Raw genomic sequence first — 13,746 nt, 5'->3', positions numbered from 1 at the left:
CGCGGCTCAGGAGCCCGAGGCCGGGAAGCTCTGCGTGAAGGTGCGGCCCTCCGTGTCCTTGGCCACCACCGTCACGGGCTCGCCGTTGCCCGCGAAGGTGAACCGGAAGGTGGGGTCCTCGCTCACCGAGATGCCGCCGGTCAGGGTGAAGAGCGGCGTCTCGCCCTGGCGCACGCTCAGGGTTTCGACGAACCACGCGGGCGTGTAGAGGCGGGTGACCTGGTCCATCTGCAGGCCCGAATAGTTCGGGTGCCGGACCTGGACCTGGGCCTCGCCGCGCTCCGCGAAGGCGCGGAAGCGCATCTTGCCGAGATTGGCCTTGGCCTCGGCCGGGTCCTTGACGGCGGGGGCCGAGCAGCCGCCCGCGGCCTTGACGTAGGCCTTGGTCATGTAGAGGGCGCCGTCCTCGGTCTCGGCGATGGCGCGGACGTAGGAGTAGGAATTCACCCGGATGCGGGTGGAGAGCTCGAAGCGGTGCTGGGGGGTCGGGAAGGTGAAGGTGCCGACGACCGGCGAGGGGTTCTCGTCCACCACCAGGGTGAGCCGCTTGACCGCCCGCCCGTCGCCCTCGGGCAGCGCGATGCGGATGCCCACCGGCACGATGGCGGCATCCTCGGCGCGCCGGGGGGTGTCGAGGCTCAGCACGCCGGCCCCGTCCTGGATCGGCCGGTCGCCGGTGACGTTGGGGCGCAGCTCCGTCCAGGCCGCCTCGGCCCTGGCGTCCTCCTGGGCGGCGGGCTGGGCCGCGACGGCCGTCGCCGCCAGGACCGACAGGGCCGCGCCGGCGAGCGCCGGTCTCCAGAACGCACGGATCATCGGGTGCTCCTCATCGTCTCCCCCGCGGCGGCGCGCCCGCCCCTTGCTGTTTGCCGATCAATGTAGTGACGGATCCGGTCTCGTGCCATGCTCCCGTGCCACGCCCCGCTTCGGGCGAGCCATCGCGGTCCGGGGCGGTGGCCTGACTCACGGTCGGGCCGCGGCGCGCGAACCCCGAGCGCCCAGCCCTGCCGGCACAGGTTCGCGCGGGCGCAACCTTTTGAACGAGCTGATGATTTGGAAGGTATGCGGCAAGGCGCCGCATGCGGGCGGGCGCGGATGAGCGGGGTTCGAGCACGCGCCGTCGTTTTGTCCGCCGAGGCCGGGGGTTATCGTGGCGGGGTTCACCCCCCTCACGGGGGTGCGGATTGAAACGCCGACACCGCGTGGCGCGCGACGGGCGCGGGCGGGTTCACCCCCCTCACGGGGGTGCGGATTGAAACAACACGCACATGGTGTCGCTGCTGCTGCTGCAGGGTTCACCCCCTTCACGGGGGTGCGGATTGAAACCTCGGTCAGGGCGCGCCAGCCGGGCGGCAGGGCGCGTTCACCCCCCTCACGGGGGTGCGGATTGAAACACAGCTTGACATCACGGTGTCGCCGGCCGGCAACGGGTTCACCCCCCTCACGGGGGTGCGGATTGAAACTGGAGCACAAGACCGAGACCGTGCACCGCAGTGGTTCACCCCCCTCACGGGGGTGCGAATTGAAACATGAACATCATCAAGTACACCGAGCGGCTCGGCCCGGTTCACCCCCCCCCTCACGGGGGTGCGGATTGAAACAGGTTGGCGGTGTCCCGGGAGAGCCCGGCCCCGTGTTCACCCCCCTCACGGGGGTGCGGATTGAAACTCCACCGCGGCCACCACGTAGACGAGCGGCGGGCGGTTCACCCCCCTCACGGGGGTGCGGATTGAAACGTGATCGATGAGCTGAAAGAGCACTGCTACCGGGGGGTCACCCCCTCACGAGGGTGCGGATTGAAACTTGAGGAAGAGCAGCGCGCCGCCCTGGCCGTCCTGGTTCACCCCCTCACGGGGGTGCGGATTGAAACCCTAACGAGATGGGTGCGGGCACCGTCACCGTCCGGGTTCACCCCCTCACGGGGGTGCGGATTGAAACTCCTGCGACGCGTGCTGGCCGAGGGGCCATCCCCGTTCACCCCCTCGCGGGGGTGCGGATTGAAACCTGGTCGAGGCGGATCTGTTCGGGGACCCGACCGCGTTCACCCCCTCACGGGGGTGCGGATTGAAACGGCTCTGACGGCTGCAATCGCGAGTTGACGACCGGGGTTCACCCCCTCACGGGGGTGCGGATTGAAACTCCGGCGCGCGCGGCACCCCGACATCACGGCTCAGGTTCACCCCCTCACGGGGGTGCGGATTGAAACTGTCAGGCGCTAAAGGACGGCAAGGCCGGCGCCGAGTTCACCCCCTCCCGGAGGTCCGGATTGAAACCACGCCCCGATCCGGCATAACCGCGACACGCTCCCCTCCCCCGCCGCCGAGGTGCCCGTGACCGCGTCGCCTTCCGCCCTCGCCGCCCTGCTGCCGGATCTCGGCCGGCGCACCCTCGTGATGGGCATCCTCAACGTCACGCCGGATTCCTTCTCGGACGGCGGGCGGTTCCAGGCCCGCGAGGCCGCCGAGCGGCAGGCCGCCAGCCTCGTCCAGGAGGGCGCCGCCATCCTCGACATCGGCGGCGAATCGACCCGGCCCGGCCACGTCCCGGTCTCGGCCGAGGAGGAGCAGGCCAGGATCCTCCCGGTGCTCGCCGCCGTCGCGCCCGCCTGCCCGGTGCCGATCTCCATCGACACCTACAAGGCCTCCACCGCCGAGGTCGCCCTCAAGGCCGGCGCCCGCATCGTCAACGACGTCTGGGGCCTCCAGCGCGAGCCCGACATCGCCCGCGTCGCCGCCGCCCACGGCGCCCCGGTGATCGTGATGCACAACCGCGAGAGCCCGGATCCGAGCCTCGACATCGTCGAGGAGATGAAGCGCTTCTTCGACCGCTCCCTCGCCATCGCCGCCAAGGCCGGCATCCCCGAGCGCGACATCGTGCTCGATCCCGGAATCGGCTTCGGCAAGAGCTGGGAGCAGCACCTCGACGCCGTCCGGCGCCTGCCCGAACTGCGCGCGCTCGGCTTCCCGCTCCTGGTCGGCATCTCGCGCAAGTCCCTGCTCGGGCGCATCCACAACACCGGCACCGCCCCGGCCGACCGGCTGTTCGGCTCCATCGCCGCCCACGTCGTCGCCGCCACCCTGGGCGCCGACATCGTGCGCGCCCACGACGTGCGCCCCCACGTCGAGGCCTGCCAGGTCGTCGACGCCCTCATGCGCCGCGACGGCGGCGTGCGCCGCGACGGCGATCCGCGCCGCGACGCGGCGGCCGGAGCCCCCTGATGGCCGACCGCATCCTCGTCCACCGGCTCGCCGTCTTCGCCCATCACGGAGTGCTGGAGGAGGAGAACCGGCTCGGCCAGCGCTTCTATCTCTCCCTCGACGCGCACCTCGACCTGCGCGAGGCCGGGCGCCGGGACGACATCGCCGCCTCGGTGAGCTACGCCGACCTCGCCGCCCTCGCCGGCGAGATCGCCACGACCCGGCGCTTCCGCCTGATCGAGGCCCTCGCCGAGGCCGTGGCCGCCGCCTGCCTCGCCCGCTTCCCCGCCCTGACGGCGATCACCGTGCGGGTCGACAAGCCGGGGGCGCCCGTCCCGGCGATCCTCGACGGCGTCGCGGTCGAGGTCACGAGAACCCGCCAAGACCGAAGCCCATCATGACCGAAGCCCCTCATGACTGACGCCTATCTGGGTCTCGGCAGCAACCTCGGCGACAAGGCCGCCATGCTGGAGGCGGCCATCGCCGGCCTCGACGCCGCGCCGGGCCTGCGCGTCACCGCCCGCTCGCGCTTCTACCGCACGCCCCCCTGGGGCGACACCGACCAGGACTGGTTCCTGAACGCCGCCGTCGCGGTGGCGACCGACCTGACCCCGCACGCGCTGCTCGACGCCTGCCTCGCCCTCGAGGCGCGGCTCGGCCGCGTGCGCGCGCGGCGCTGGGGGCCCCGCGTCATCGACATCGACGTGCTGCACTATGCCGGCGCCGCGGTCGAGGACGAGCGGCTGGTCCTGCCCCACCGCTTCGTGCGCGCGCGCGCCTTCGTCCTGGTGCCCCTCGCGGAGATCGCCCCCGACCTCGTCATCGGCGGCGAGACCGTGACCGCGGCGCTGGCCAAGCTCGACCGCACCGGGATCGAGCCGGTGGAATGAGCGGGGCGCGCGACTCCCCCGCGTCGGAGGCGCGCGAGTCCCCCGCGCCAGAGGCGCGCGAGCGCCCGTCGTTCCCCGTCAGGGCGTGACCGGCTGCAGCCGCTCCAGCGGCAGGGCCGCGTCGCTCCAGCCGTCGGTCCCGTCCGGGAACCAGATCACCTGGCCGTAGCCGTAGGACAGGGCGCGCTTGGCCGCGTTCCACGACATCCAGCAATTCCGCAGGCAGAAGAAGACCAGCGGCTTCCCGCGGTCGCCCCCGGTGAGGCGGTCGAGCTCGCGCCGGAAATAGGCCTCGGTCTCGGGCGCCAGCGCCCCGAACCCCGTATTGGCGAGCCAGTGCGCGCCCGGGATGCTCTCGTGGGGCGGGTCCCGCCAGATCGTGCCCGGCGGCAAAGCGGCCGGCCGCGGCGGCTGGGGCATCACGTCCACGAAGGCCACGCCCGCCCGCCACAGGGCCTCCGCCTCCTCGGTCGTCACCACCCGCGCGCCCCGGAGCGTGGCGGGGGTCGGCGTGCGGAACGCGTCCTCCCGGTAGCCCGGCGGCTCGGGCACCGGCGCCGCCCCCGCCGGCCCCGCCGCCGCGAGCAGGGCGAGGACGAGGAGCGCCCTCACGGCGCCCTGGGGTCGAGGAGCCGGTTCTCCTCCTCGTCGAGGAGCGGCACCGCGTAGTCGCGCAGCACCTGCTCGATCTCGGCCCGGCGCTTGCGCAGGGCCGTGTTGAGCGTGCGCTTCCAGTCGTTCTCGTTGAGCCGCACCCCCATGGCGATGCGGTAGGTCAGCGCCGGCCGGTCCGGCTCCTTGAGGAGCGGGACCACCTCCATCGGCACCCCGCTCTGGCGGGCGAGCCAGCCCGCCGCCGGACCCCACAGGATGGCGGCGTCGAGCCGCTTCTCGGCGAGGTCGGCGACGATCTGGGCCGAGACGGTCTGGTGCGCGTTCGAGGGGTCGAACTGGTAGGGCGGATAGGGCCGCATCGACGAGACCAGCCCCACCTCCCCCATCCGGTTCACCGGCGGGGTGCCCGCCACGACCCCGATCACCTTGCCCTTGAGCCGGGGATCGTCGAGCGCCGCCACGCCCGACAGGTCACCCCGGCGCGACACCAGCACGTAGGCCGAGCGGTAATACGGGTTGGTGTTCTGGACGAGGTCGGTCCCGAGCGCCGAGCCGACGATCACGTCGCAGAGCCCGGATCCGAGCGTGTTGCGCACGAAGCCCGGCCCCTGCGTGAGCCAGTAGGTCCGCAGCTTGACCTTCAGCTCGTCGGCCAGGATCGCCGCGATCCTGTTCTCGAAGCCTTCCCCCTTGCGGTCGGAGAAGGGCATGTTGGCCGGATCGCCGCAGACCCGCAGCGCGTCCGTGGTGACGAGGTCCGGGAGCTGCTGCGCGCCCGCCGGGCCGGGCCCCGCCGCGAGCAGCAGGGCCGCCAAGCTTGCCGCGAGCCAGCCGGCCGGGCGAAAGCCGGCCAGGAGGCCGCCCGCGGACGAGAGCCTTGCCCGCGCCATCAGCCGCCCAGGCACTCCTTCTCGGCCTTCTTGGCGGCCTCGGGCTTCTCCTCCTTGTCGCCCGGGCGCACCCGGCCCATGGCGCCCGCGGCCCGCGCCCGCAGGTAGACGTAGAGGTCGTCCGCGTAGCACATCACGTTCTTGTTGTCGCCGAAGGCCGGCATCACCTTCTGCTGGGCGGCGTTCACGTCCTGCTTGCCGCCCACCAGGATGCCGATGAACTCCTCGTAGGAGAGGTTCTTCAGCGAATCCTTGAGGGCCGGGGCGTAGGTCGAGCCCATCCCGTCGGGGCCGTGGCAGACGTGGCACTCGGCGTGGTAGCGCCGGTAGCCCGAATAGGAGTACCAGTCGAATTTCTTGCCGTTGTCGGTGACGTGGAAGGTCGGATGCCCGTCCGCATCGAGGTACTTGCCGTCCTCGACCTTCACGGCCTTGGCCTTGTCGAGCACCGGCTGGTCGATCTCGGCGGTCTTGTCGTTCGGGTTGAGCGAATTGGCGAGGGCCGGGTCGGCGGATTTCGCTTCCTCAGCATATACGGCAACCACGGAAACGGTTGCTAGGGCGAGGCCGGCCAGAACGGGCCGCAGAGCGGTCGTGCTGAGGTGACGCAACGGACGTTTCTCCCTGTATCCGGTCAGAGACCCGGGCCTTGCGGGTGGCCGGTTCTCTCCGAGGGCCACTTGATCATAAGGAAGCCGGCGCGGAAACCCGCGCCGGCCTGACTTAAGTACGGTTCAAGCTGCGACCGATTAGTTCGGCAGCGTGAAGACGGTGAGCTGGCCGCCCAGGTTGGTGTAGTTCGAGAGGGCCGCGTAGCCGCCCACCGCGCCGAGGCCGGCATTCGGGTCGGTCAGGCCGGCCGCGAGGCCGATGCCCGCCCAGCCGCCGACGCCCGACAGGACCGCGACGTTCTGCTTGCCCTTGTGCTCGTAGGTCATCACGTTGCCGATGATGCCCGACGGGGTCTTGAACTTGTAGAGTTCCTTACCCGACTTGGCGTCGACGGCCTTCAGGTAGCCCTCGAGGGTGCCGTAGAACACCACGTCGCCGGCGGTGGCGAGAGCGCCCGACCACACCGAGAACTGCTCGGGGACCGACCACTTGATCTTGCCGTTGACGCCGTCCCAGGCGATGAAGTTGCCCATGCCGCCGTGGCTGTTCGGGGCCGGGTACATCGACAGGGTCGCACCGACATAGGGCTGGCCCGGGGTGTAGCTCACCCGGAACGGCTCGTAGTCCATGCAGACGTGGTTGGTCGGCACGTAGAACAGGTTGGTCTTGGGCGAGTAGGCCGCCGGCTGCTGGTCCTTGGAGCCCAGAGCCGCCGGGCAGATGCCCTTCGAGTTCACGTCCTCGCCGTTCTGCTCGGTCGAGTACTTGGCCTGCACCAGCGGACGGCCGTAGGTCTTGGACGACTTGTCCATGTCGACCTTGGAGGCCCAGTTCACCACCGGATCGTACTTCTCGGCGACGAGCAGCTCGCCGGTCGCGCGGTCGAGGGTGTAGCCGAAGCCGTTGCGGTCGAAGTGGGTCAGGAGCGGACGCTCCTTGTCACCAACCTTCTGATCCGTGAGGATCATCTCGTTGATGCCGTCGTAGTCCCACTCGTCGTGGGGGGTCATCTGGTAGACCCACTTGGCCTCGCCGCTGTCGACGTCACGCGCCCAAACGGTCATCGACCACTTGTTGTCGCCGGGGCGCTGCTTCGGGTTCCAGGTCGAGGGATTGCCCGAACCGTAATACATCAGGTTCAGCTTGGGGTCGTAGGAGTACCAGCCCCAGGTGCAGCCGCCGCCCTGCTTCCACTGATCGCCTTCCCAGGTCTTCAGCGAAGAGTCCTTGCCGACCGGCTTGCCGAGGGAGGTGGTCTTCTCCGGGTTGACGAGCATCTCGTCATCCGGGCCCATCGAGTAGCCGCGCCAGATCTTCTTGCCGTCCTTCAGGCTGTAGGCCGTCACGTGGCAGCGCACGCCGTACTCACCGCCCGAGATGCCGACGATGACCTTGTCCTTGACCGGAAGAACGGTCGCCGTGTTGGTCTCGCCCTTCTTGGGGTCGCCGTTGACGACCGACCACGCGACCTTGCCGGTCTTGGCGTCGAGGGCGACGACCGTCGTGTCGGCTTGGTGCAGGATGATCTTGCCGTCGGCGTAGGCCAGGCCACGGTTGACCGTGTCGCAGCACATCACCGGGATCACGTTCGGATCCTGCTTCGGCTCGTACTTCCAGACGATCTTGCCGTCCTGGTTCAGGTCGAGCGCGTACACGATGTTCGGGAACGGCGTGTGCACGTACATCATGTCGCCGACGACCAGCGGCGCGCCCTCGTGACCGCGCAGCACGCCGGTCGAGAACGTCCAGGCCACCTGCAGCTTGTTGACGTTGCCGGTGTTGATCTGGTCGAGCTTCGAGAACCGGGTGTTGGCGTAGTCGACGGTTTGCAGAACCTGCTGTGCCGGGTTGTTGATCTCCTTCTGGAGATCATCGGCCAGGGCGGGCGTCACGCCCAGGATACCCGCGCTCAACGCTAGGAGATGGACCGCTCTCATGGATTCCTCCGACAGGTGCTTGCGTGCGTCCCGCCCTCGGAACGAGGGGCCGGCAGCACTGACCTGCTGTTTGCGCATGGGGACGTCGTTGAGCTCCGGCAGCGTGTCACAACAGGCTTGATTGCTTGCCCGGGCTTATTTTGCCGTTAGGGCACGCCGTGTTTGCGAACCGAACACCACCCTCCCCTGGCGGCGCCGTTGGAAACCGAAGCTGAACGAACTCTAAGAGAAAAATGGGCGGCGTCAACAACGATCGGCGCCCGGCGGGGCGCGTTTCGGCGCCCAATCAGGTGACTTAAGTACGATTTCCCCTGTGCGCCGCATTGCACAACGGCGCTACCGCAGCGCAGCATCAACTACTTGTGTAGGGCAGGAGCGGCCTCGCGGGGCTGCGGCGCGATGGATGAGCCGGCTCACCTGTCAGTCGACCGGCCGCTTGTGGATAATGACGATCAGTCCCATTCGAGTTCCTGGTAGGCGGTGGTGGCATTACGGGCGTTGAAATCACGAAAGAGTGACCACTCCGACGCCTCGCCGGCGGCGGCGGTGCCGGCCTCCCCGATCGGGCGGCCGTCCCGGACCATGGCCCGCACCTCGGTCTCGAGGGTGGTCAGGTAGCGCTCGATCGGCCCGGACGCGGCCGGCCAGGACACCGAGGCCGGGCCGTGGCCGGGCACCACGCGGGCGGCGGGCTCGGCCCGCAGGCGCCGCAGCACCGCGATCCATCCCTCCAGCCGCCCGTCCAGGGCCGGCACGTGGCCGACGAACAGGAGGTCGCCGAGGAACCACGTGTCGGTCGCGAGGTCGCGCACGGTGAGGTCGCTGTTGGTGTGGGCGGTGGGCCAGGCATCGAGGCGCAGCACCCGCCCGCCGAGGTCGAGTTCGCGGCGCTCCTCCACCAGGAGGGTCGGGGGCACGATGCGGGTGCCCGCGAAGCCCGGGCCGACGAGGTCGGCGTTGGATTGCAGGTAGCTCCCGGCCCGGGCGGCGAGCGCCTCGGGCAGGTTGCGGTGTCCGACGAAGGTGGCGCCCTCGCCCGCGAAGGCGGCGTTGCCCAGCACGTGGTCCGGGTGGACGTGGGTGTTGATCACGTAGCGGATCGGCAGCGCCGTCCGGGCCCGCACGGCGGCGAGGAGCCGGCGGCCGGCGAGCAGGCTGCCGCCGGTGTCGATCACCGCCACCGCGTCGCGCCCGACCACGAAGCCGACATTGGCGATCGCCCCTTCATTGTCGCGGGAGGCGAGCGCGTAGGGCGCGGCGTAGACGAGGATCCCCGGCGCCACCTCCCGCATCGGCAGGGGCGCGGCCTCGGCGGGGCCGGGCGGGGCCGGCGCCTCGGCGCGCGCGGCGGGGGGCGTCGGCAGGGCGGCGGTCGCCGAGAGGGTGGCGGCGAGGAGCCAGCGCGGGATCGCGCGCATCGAGAATCCTCCGGGATCAGGCCGCCACCGCCTCCGGGTAGCGGGCCGCGAGGTCGCGGCGGGTCGCCTCCTGCCAGGCGCGGCCGCGCTCCGCCCGCGGCGTGGTCAGGGGAATCGTCGCGGCGAGCCGCGCCGGCCGGGGCGTGAGCAGGAGGAGCCGGTCGGCCACCTCCAGCGCCTCGGGCACGTTGTGGGTCACCATCAGCACGGCGGCGCGGCGGCGCCGCGCGGCGCCGAACACGGCCGCGCGCAGGGCGGCGGCGGCCGCGTCGTCGAGGGACACGAAGGGCTCGTCGAGGACGAGGAGGCGCGGCTCCAGGGCCAGCGCCCGCGCGAGGGCGACGCGCCGCGCCATGCCGAGGGAGAGCTCGCCCGGGAACCGGTCCCGCCACGGCGTCAGGCCGAGCTCCTCGAACAGCCCGTCGAGCGGGCGCCCCCGCTCCGCCCGCGGCAGGGCGAGGCGGACATTCTGCTCGACGCTGCGCCAGGGCAGCAGCCGCGGCTCCTGGAACACGATGCCGATGCGCAGGGTGGCGGGATCGGGGCTGACGCGTCCCTCGAAATCCCGGTCGAGGCCGAGCAGGATGCGCAGCGTGGTGGTCTTGCCCGCGCCCGAGGGGCCGATCAGGCAGAGCGTCTCGCCGGGCTCGACCGCGAAGGCGAGGTCGCGCACCGCCTCGACGCGCTCGCCGCGGGCCGCGTAGGTCTTGCGGCGGATCGCGACGGAGAGGGCCGGGTCAGCGCCAGCGGCGGACATGGGCTCAGCGCCAGCGGCGGACATGGGCATCGAGGGGCTGGAGCAGCAGGAGGTCGACCGCGAGCATGACCGCGCTGAAGACGAGGCTGTAGCCGATCAGGGCCGCCACGTCGAAGAGCTGGAAATAGTAGGAGATGGCGTAGCCGACGCCGTTCGGCCGCCCGAGCAGTTCCACCACCAGCACGATCTTCCAGGCCAGCGAGAGCCCCGAGCGGGCGGCCGCGACCGCGAAGGGTTCGAGCTGCGGCAGCAGCACGTGGCGGATCCAGGTGCGGCGGTCGAAGCGGAAGGCCTGCGCCATCTCCTGCAGGCCGGGATCGAGGCCCCGCGCCCCCTCGCGCATGATCACGGCGACGTTCGGCATCTTGTTGAGCGCCACCGCCAGGATCGCCGCCGTCTCGGTGAGGCCGAGCCAGATATAGGCGAGCACGGTGATCACCAGGGCCGGGGTGTTGAGGAGGACGATGAGGGGCGTGTCGAGCAGCCGGTCGGCGGCCCGGGAGCGCCCGAGCAGGATGCCGAGCACCGCCCCGGTCGTCATGGCGAGGAGGAAGGACGCCGCCACCCGCAGCAGCGTGATGCCGACGTTGCGCGGCAGGTCGCCGCCCTGCGCCTCGCGCCACACGAAGGCCGTCACCGCCTCCGGCGAGGGCAGCGTGCGCAGGTCGGTGAAGCGGCTCGCCAGGAACCACGCGATCAGGAGGAGCAGCGCCGAGGCGAGGCGCGTCGCGAGGGCCATGCCGCCTCACCCGGCCGCGGGGGGCGCGGCCGCCGCGCCCGGCCGGGGCGCCCGGCCGGGCTCAGCCATGCGGGGCGTCCCAGTAGAGGCCCTCGGGCAGGGTGGTGGCGCTGCCGACCAGGCGCTCGCCGCCGAGCCGCGCCAGCACCGCGTAGAGGCGCTCGGCATCGGCGCGCTCGGCGGCGACCGGGCGCCGCGGGATGCCGGCCAGGAAGTCGCGCCGCAGCGCCCCGAAGGTCGCCTCGTCCTCCGCCGCCATCAGCGGGCGGACGCTGGCCCAGGCGGAGTCGTCCGCGGCGAGGGCCTGCTTGGCCTCGCGCGAGGCCCGGGCGAAGGCGGCCAGCGCCGCGGGCTTGCGCCGGAGCAGCCCCTCGTCGAAGACGTAGCCGAGGAGCGCGATCGGCCCCTCGATCCCGAAGGCGCGGGCGATCTCGTCCGCGCCGATCAGCCGCCGGAAGCCCCTGGCCTCCAGCCGCGCGCAGAAGGTCCAGTAGAGGAGCGCGGCGTCGAGCTCGCCCGCTTCGAGCTTCTGCATCAGGAGCGGCGGCGCCCCGAAGGCGGGCCGGGCCGCCCGCTCCAGGTCGATCCCGTCCTTCTCCTGCGCGCGGGCCTTGAGGAGGAGCCAGTTCTTGTCGAGGGCGCCGCCCGCCACGCCGATCCGCTTGCCGGCGAGGTCCGCGACCGCGCGGATCGGGCTTCCGGCCGGCACCATCAGGGCGCCCTCGGTGGAGGAATAGGGCAGGAACTTCACCGGCTTGCCCTCGGCGCGCAGGCGCGCCGCCCAGAGCAGGTCCGACACGATCGTGTCGACCTGGTCGCCCTGGAAGGCGATGCGGGCGGCGTCGTTGCCGGCGAGTTTCAGGCTCTCGAGGGAGAAGCCCAGGGCGGCGTCGAGCCGGCGCTCCTTGATGACGGCCGCCTCCCAGGAGACGGTGCCGAAGGGCAAAACCCCGACCCGGAGCGCGCTCTCCTCCGCCGCGCCGAGCGGCAGCGGCCAGAGGGCGGCCGCCGCCAGGAACCCGCGCCGTGAGAGCATCCCGCTCCTCCCCTCTCCGTCCGGCCGGCCCGGCCGCCGCGTCGGCGCACTGGTAAGGATGCGGGCCGTCCCCGTCCACCGCGCGCGCTTGCGCCGGGGCGCGGCGCGGTTCACCTTTTCGCCATCGCCCCGCCGACCTTGGGACGGCGCCGGTCCCCCGGTCACCTGGACTTTCGTCAACCGGATGAGGAGACCCCCATGGCCGTGACCCGCGACACCGTGCTGGAGGCCGCCGCCGTCACCGAACGCCTCGCCCGCGACCTGCCCGCGTGGCGCTACGAGGACGGCTGGATCAAGCGGACCTACAAGACGCATTCCTGGAAGGGCACCCTGATGGTGATCAACACGGTCGGCCACCTCGCGGAGGCCGCCTGGCACCATCCGGACCTCACCGCCTCCTACGCCTGGGTCGAGGTGCGGCTCACCACCCACTCGGCGAAGGGCGTCACCGAGAAGGACCTCGCCCTGGCGCGCAAGATCGAGGAGGTGGTGGGCTGGCAGCCGGGCCTGGAGGGCGGCGCCCTCGAAGGCACCCCCGCCGACCCGCGCTTCGCCTACGTCAAGCACGAGCGCTGAGCCCCGCTCGCCGCCACGGCCGCCGGTTCGGCGGACGAGGCGGGATCGGGATCCGCGGCGCGATCCCGCTCCGCCGGCCGGGCGCGGGGCCTCAGCCCCCGGCGCGCAGGCGCCGGCACTGCGTCTTCAGGTAGGCGGTCTGGCCGATGCCCTCCCGCACGTCCGAGCGCGCGATGATCTCCTGCCAGCCGGTGGCGCAGCCCATCTCGTTGGCGACCCGGGTCTTGAAGACGTCGGTGGCGGTCGCCTCCTCGCAATCCTGCACCGCGACCGCGTTGGCGCAGATCAGCACGACTGCCAGGAAGCCGTTCATCGCGGGCGCTCCATCGATCCCTCCGAACAGGATGGGGCGCCGCGGGACGCCGCCAAGCCTCGCTCCGACCTTGGTCCGGGGTCGCCGCGCCGGCCTCAGCCCGGCCGCGCGACCTCCAGGCTGCGCAGCGTCGCCCCCTTCCAGAGGATCAGGACGCGGTCGTAGGTGGCGTAGGATTCGACCTTCTTGAACGCGAGCGGGCGCAGCTCCGGCGCCCGCCCGCCCCGCGGGGGCGCGGCGTCCCTCAGGGTGAGGACGAGCGTCGCCGCGCCGCAATCGGCGGTGCAGACCTGGTCGAGATAGGGCGCGGCGCACCCGCCCTCGACTTCGACGAGGCCGGCGATCTTCAGGCAGGGAACCGCACCGTCGCCGCGCCGGCCCAATTCGGTGACGGACCAGTCGCGGGTGCGGGGAAATTCGGTGCTCATGGGGCGAAGGCCTGGACCATGCTCGGTCACCCGGCGGATGTGGTGAGCCCGCCGCCGCACCAAGGTGCGCGCGCGCACGCGCCATGAAGAGCTGCGCCGGGCGCGGCATATCATCCCATTTCCCTCGTCCGTATCGAGGATCGCGCCGCCCACCCGGCCCGATCGACAAGTCGTACGAAATCCGACGGATTGCGTCGCCATCTCCCATTTCGGCAATGCGGATTTCGGCTTCGCTCAAGCGCCGCGCGGGCTTGGCATACCCAATCCGCTCGATCTCTTCGGGATGGCGGATTGGGGCTTCGCTCACGCGCCGCGCGGGCTTGGCATACCCAATCCGC

15 protein-coding genes are annotated in these 13,746 nt (G+C 71.6%); 4 read left to right on the top strand and 11 right to left on the bottom strand.

Annotation, left to right across the window (positions count from 1 at the left end; genetic code table 11):
* Positions 1-6: 6 nt before the first annotated feature.
* Positions 7-816: a quinoprotein dehydrogenase-associated SoxYZ-like carrier gene (locus M446_RS27800; RefSeq protein ID WP_012335425.1), complete on the bottom strand. Its 810-nt coding sequence runs from the start codon at positions 814-816 to the stop codon at positions 7-9.
* Between the two features lie 1,514 nt (positions 817-2,330).
* Between M446_RS27800 and folP the strand changes: the two genes are divergently transcribed.
* Genes folP through folK form a run of 3 tightly spaced genes read left to right on the top strand, consistent with a single transcriptional unit; the run spans position 2,331 to position 4,087 of the window.
* On the top strand, positions 2,331-3,218 hold the full coding sequence (gene folP, locus M446_RS27795) for a dihydropteroate synthase (protein ID WP_012335424.1): 888 nt from the start codon (positions 2,331-2,333) through the stop codon (positions 3,216-3,218).
* Positions 3,218-3,598, top strand: coding sequence for a dihydroneopterin aldolase (gene folB, locus M446_RS27790; RefSeq protein ID WP_012335423.1), 381 nt, complete (start codon positions 3,218-3,220; stop codon positions 3,596-3,598). The genes folP and folB overlap by 1 nt, the downstream gene beginning before the upstream one ends.
* A gap of 12 nt (positions 3,599-3,610) precedes the next feature.
* Positions 3,611-4,087 (top strand): 2-amino-4-hydroxy-6-hydroxymethyldihydropteridine diphosphokinase, encoded by a 477-nt coding sequence (gene folK, locus M446_RS27785; protein ID WP_012335422.1) that lies wholly within the window; start codon positions 3,611-3,613, stop codon positions 4,085-4,087.
* 78 nt (positions 4,088-4,165) lie between these two features.
* Here the strand turns inward: folK and M446_RS27780 are convergent, their stop codons facing one another.
* From M446_RS27780 to M446_RS27745, 8 genes are all read right to left on the bottom strand, one after another.
* Entirely contained in the window at positions 4,166-4,699 is a 534-nt protein-coding gene (locus M446_RS27780; RefSeq protein WP_012335421.1) for a PQQ-dependent catabolism-associated CXXCW motif protein, read from the bottom strand.
* Positions 4,696-5,592 carry a rare earth element methanol dehydrogenase accessory protein XoxJ gene (gene xoxJ / locus M446_RS27775; RefSeq protein ID WP_012335420.1) on the bottom strand — a complete coding sequence of 299 codons (897 nt, stop codon included), beginning with the start codon at positions 5,590-5,592 and terminating at the stop codon, positions 4,696-4,698. Before xoxJ ends, M446_RS27780 begins: the two co-directional genes overlap by 4 nt.
* Positions 5,592-6,203 (bottom strand): c-type cytochrome, methanol metabolism-related, encoded by a 612-nt coding sequence (locus M446_RS27770; RefSeq protein ID WP_012335419.1) that lies wholly within the window; start codon positions 6,201-6,203, stop codon positions 5,592-5,594. Before M446_RS27770 ends, xoxJ begins: the two co-directional genes overlap by 1 nt.
* A 138-nt stretch (positions 6,204-6,341) precedes the next feature.
* Positions 6,342-8,141 (bottom strand): lanthanide-dependent methanol dehydrogenase XoxF5, encoded by a 1,800-nt coding sequence (gene xoxF5 / locus M446_RS27765; RefSeq protein WP_012335418.1) that lies wholly within the window; start codon positions 8,139-8,141, stop codon positions 6,342-6,344.
* Positions 8,142-8,593: 452 nt separating this feature from the next.
* Positions 8,594-9,559, bottom strand: coding sequence for a quinoprotein relay system zinc metallohydrolase 2 (locus M446_RS27760; RefSeq protein WP_012335417.1), 966 nt, complete (start codon positions 9,557-9,559; stop codon positions 8,594-8,596).
* A 16-nt stretch (positions 9,560-9,575) separates the two neighbouring features.
* Positions 9,576-10,316 carry an ABC transporter ATP-binding protein gene (locus tag M446_RS27755; protein WP_012335416.1) on the bottom strand — a complete coding sequence of 247 codons (741 nt, stop codon included), beginning with the start codon at positions 10,314-10,316 and terminating at the stop codon, positions 9,576-9,578.
* 4 nt (positions 10,317-10,320) lie between these two features.
* Positions 10,321-11,055 carry an ABC transporter permease gene (locus M446_RS27750; RefSeq protein ID WP_012335415.1) on the bottom strand — a complete coding sequence of 245 codons (735 nt, stop codon included), beginning with the start codon at positions 11,053-11,055 and terminating at the stop codon, positions 10,321-10,323.
* A gap of 61 nt (positions 11,056-11,116) precedes the next feature.
* Entirely contained in the window at positions 11,117-12,091 is a 975-nt protein-coding gene (locus tag M446_RS27745) for an ABC transporter substrate-binding protein (protein WP_012335414.1), read from the bottom strand.
* Positions 12,092-12,289: 198 nt separating this feature from the next.
* Here M446_RS27745 and M446_RS27740 point away from each other — a divergent pair, with 198 nt between their 5' ends.
* Positions 12,290-12,667 (top strand): 4a-hydroxytetrahydrobiopterin dehydratase, encoded by a 378-nt coding sequence (locus tag M446_RS27740; protein ID WP_012335413.1) that lies wholly within the window; start codon positions 12,290-12,292, stop codon positions 12,665-12,667.
* Between the two features lie 91 nt (positions 12,668-12,758).
* Here the strand turns inward: M446_RS27740 and M446_RS27735 are convergent, their stop codons facing one another.
* Positions 12,759-12,980, bottom strand: coding sequence for a hypothetical protein (locus M446_RS27735; protein ID WP_012335412.1), 222 nt, complete (start codon positions 12,978-12,980; stop codon positions 12,759-12,761).
* A 95-nt stretch (positions 12,981-13,075) separates the two neighbouring features.
* The gene (locus M446_RS27730; protein WP_012335411.1) at positions 13,076-13,408 is read right to left on the bottom strand and encodes a hypothetical protein; all 333 of its coding nucleotides are present in this window, start codon (positions 13,406-13,408) and stop codon (positions 13,076-13,078) included.
* Positions 13,409-13,746 lie beyond the last annotated feature (338 nt).

It is taken from the genome of Methylobacterium sp. 4-46 (assembly GCF_000019365.1).
In the GTDB taxonomy this organism is placed as follows: domain Bacteria; phylum Pseudomonadota; class Alphaproteobacteria; order Rhizobiales; family Beijerinckiaceae; genus Methylobacterium.
This window is presented reverse-complemented; position numbering and strand designations above follow the sequence as displayed.

What these genes read in the sequence shown, in the direction of transcription:
- M446_RS27800 (WP_012335425.1), bottom strand. Translation starts at nt 816, where the DNA reads ATGATCCGTGCGTTCTGGAGACCGGCGCTCGCCGGCGCGGCCCTGTCG.
- folB (WP_012335423.1), top strand. Translation starts at nt 3,218, where the DNA reads ATGGCCGACCGCATCCTCGTCCACCGGCTCGCCGTCTTCGCCCATCAC.
- folK (WP_012335422.1), top strand. Translation starts at nt 3,611, where the DNA reads ATGACTGACGCCTATCTGGGTCTCGGCAGCAACCTCGGCGACAAGGCC.
- xoxJ (WP_012335420.1), bottom strand. Translation starts at nt 5,592, where the DNA reads ATGGCGCGGGCAAGGCTCTCGTCCGCGGGCGGCCTCCTGGCCGGCTTT.
- xoxF5 (WP_012335418.1), bottom strand. Translation starts at nt 8,141, where the DNA reads ATGAGAGCGGTCCATCTCCTAGCGTTGAGCGCGGGTATCCTGGGCGTG.
- M446_RS27760 (WP_012335417.1), bottom strand. Translation starts at nt 9,559, where the DNA reads ATGCGCGCGATCCCGCGCTGGCTCCTCGCCGCCACCCTCTCGGCGACC.
- M446_RS27755 (WP_012335416.1), bottom strand. Translation starts at nt 10,316, where the DNA reads ATGTCCGCCGCTGGCGCTGACCCGGCCCTCTCCGTCGCGATCCGCCGC.
- M446_RS27750 (WP_012335415.1), bottom strand. Translation starts at nt 11,055, where the DNA reads ATGGCCCTCGCGACGCGCCTCGCCTCGGCGCTGCTCCTCCTGATCGCG.
- M446_RS27745 (WP_012335414.1), bottom strand. Translation starts at nt 12,091, where the DNA reads ATGCTCTCACGGCGCGGGTTCCTGGCGGCGGCCGCCCTCTGGCCGCTG.
- M446_RS27740 (WP_012335413.1), top strand. Translation starts at nt 12,290, where the DNA reads ATGGCCGTGACCCGCGACACCGTGCTGGAGGCCGCCGCCGTCACCGAA.
- M446_RS27735 (WP_012335412.1), bottom strand. Translation starts at nt 12,980, where the DNA reads ATGAACGGCTTCCTGGCAGTCGTGCTGATCTGCGCCAACGCGGTCGCG.
- M446_RS27730 (WP_012335411.1), bottom strand. Translation starts at nt 13,408, where the DNA reads ATGAGCACCGAATTTCCCCGCACCCGCGACTGGTCCGTCACCGAATTG.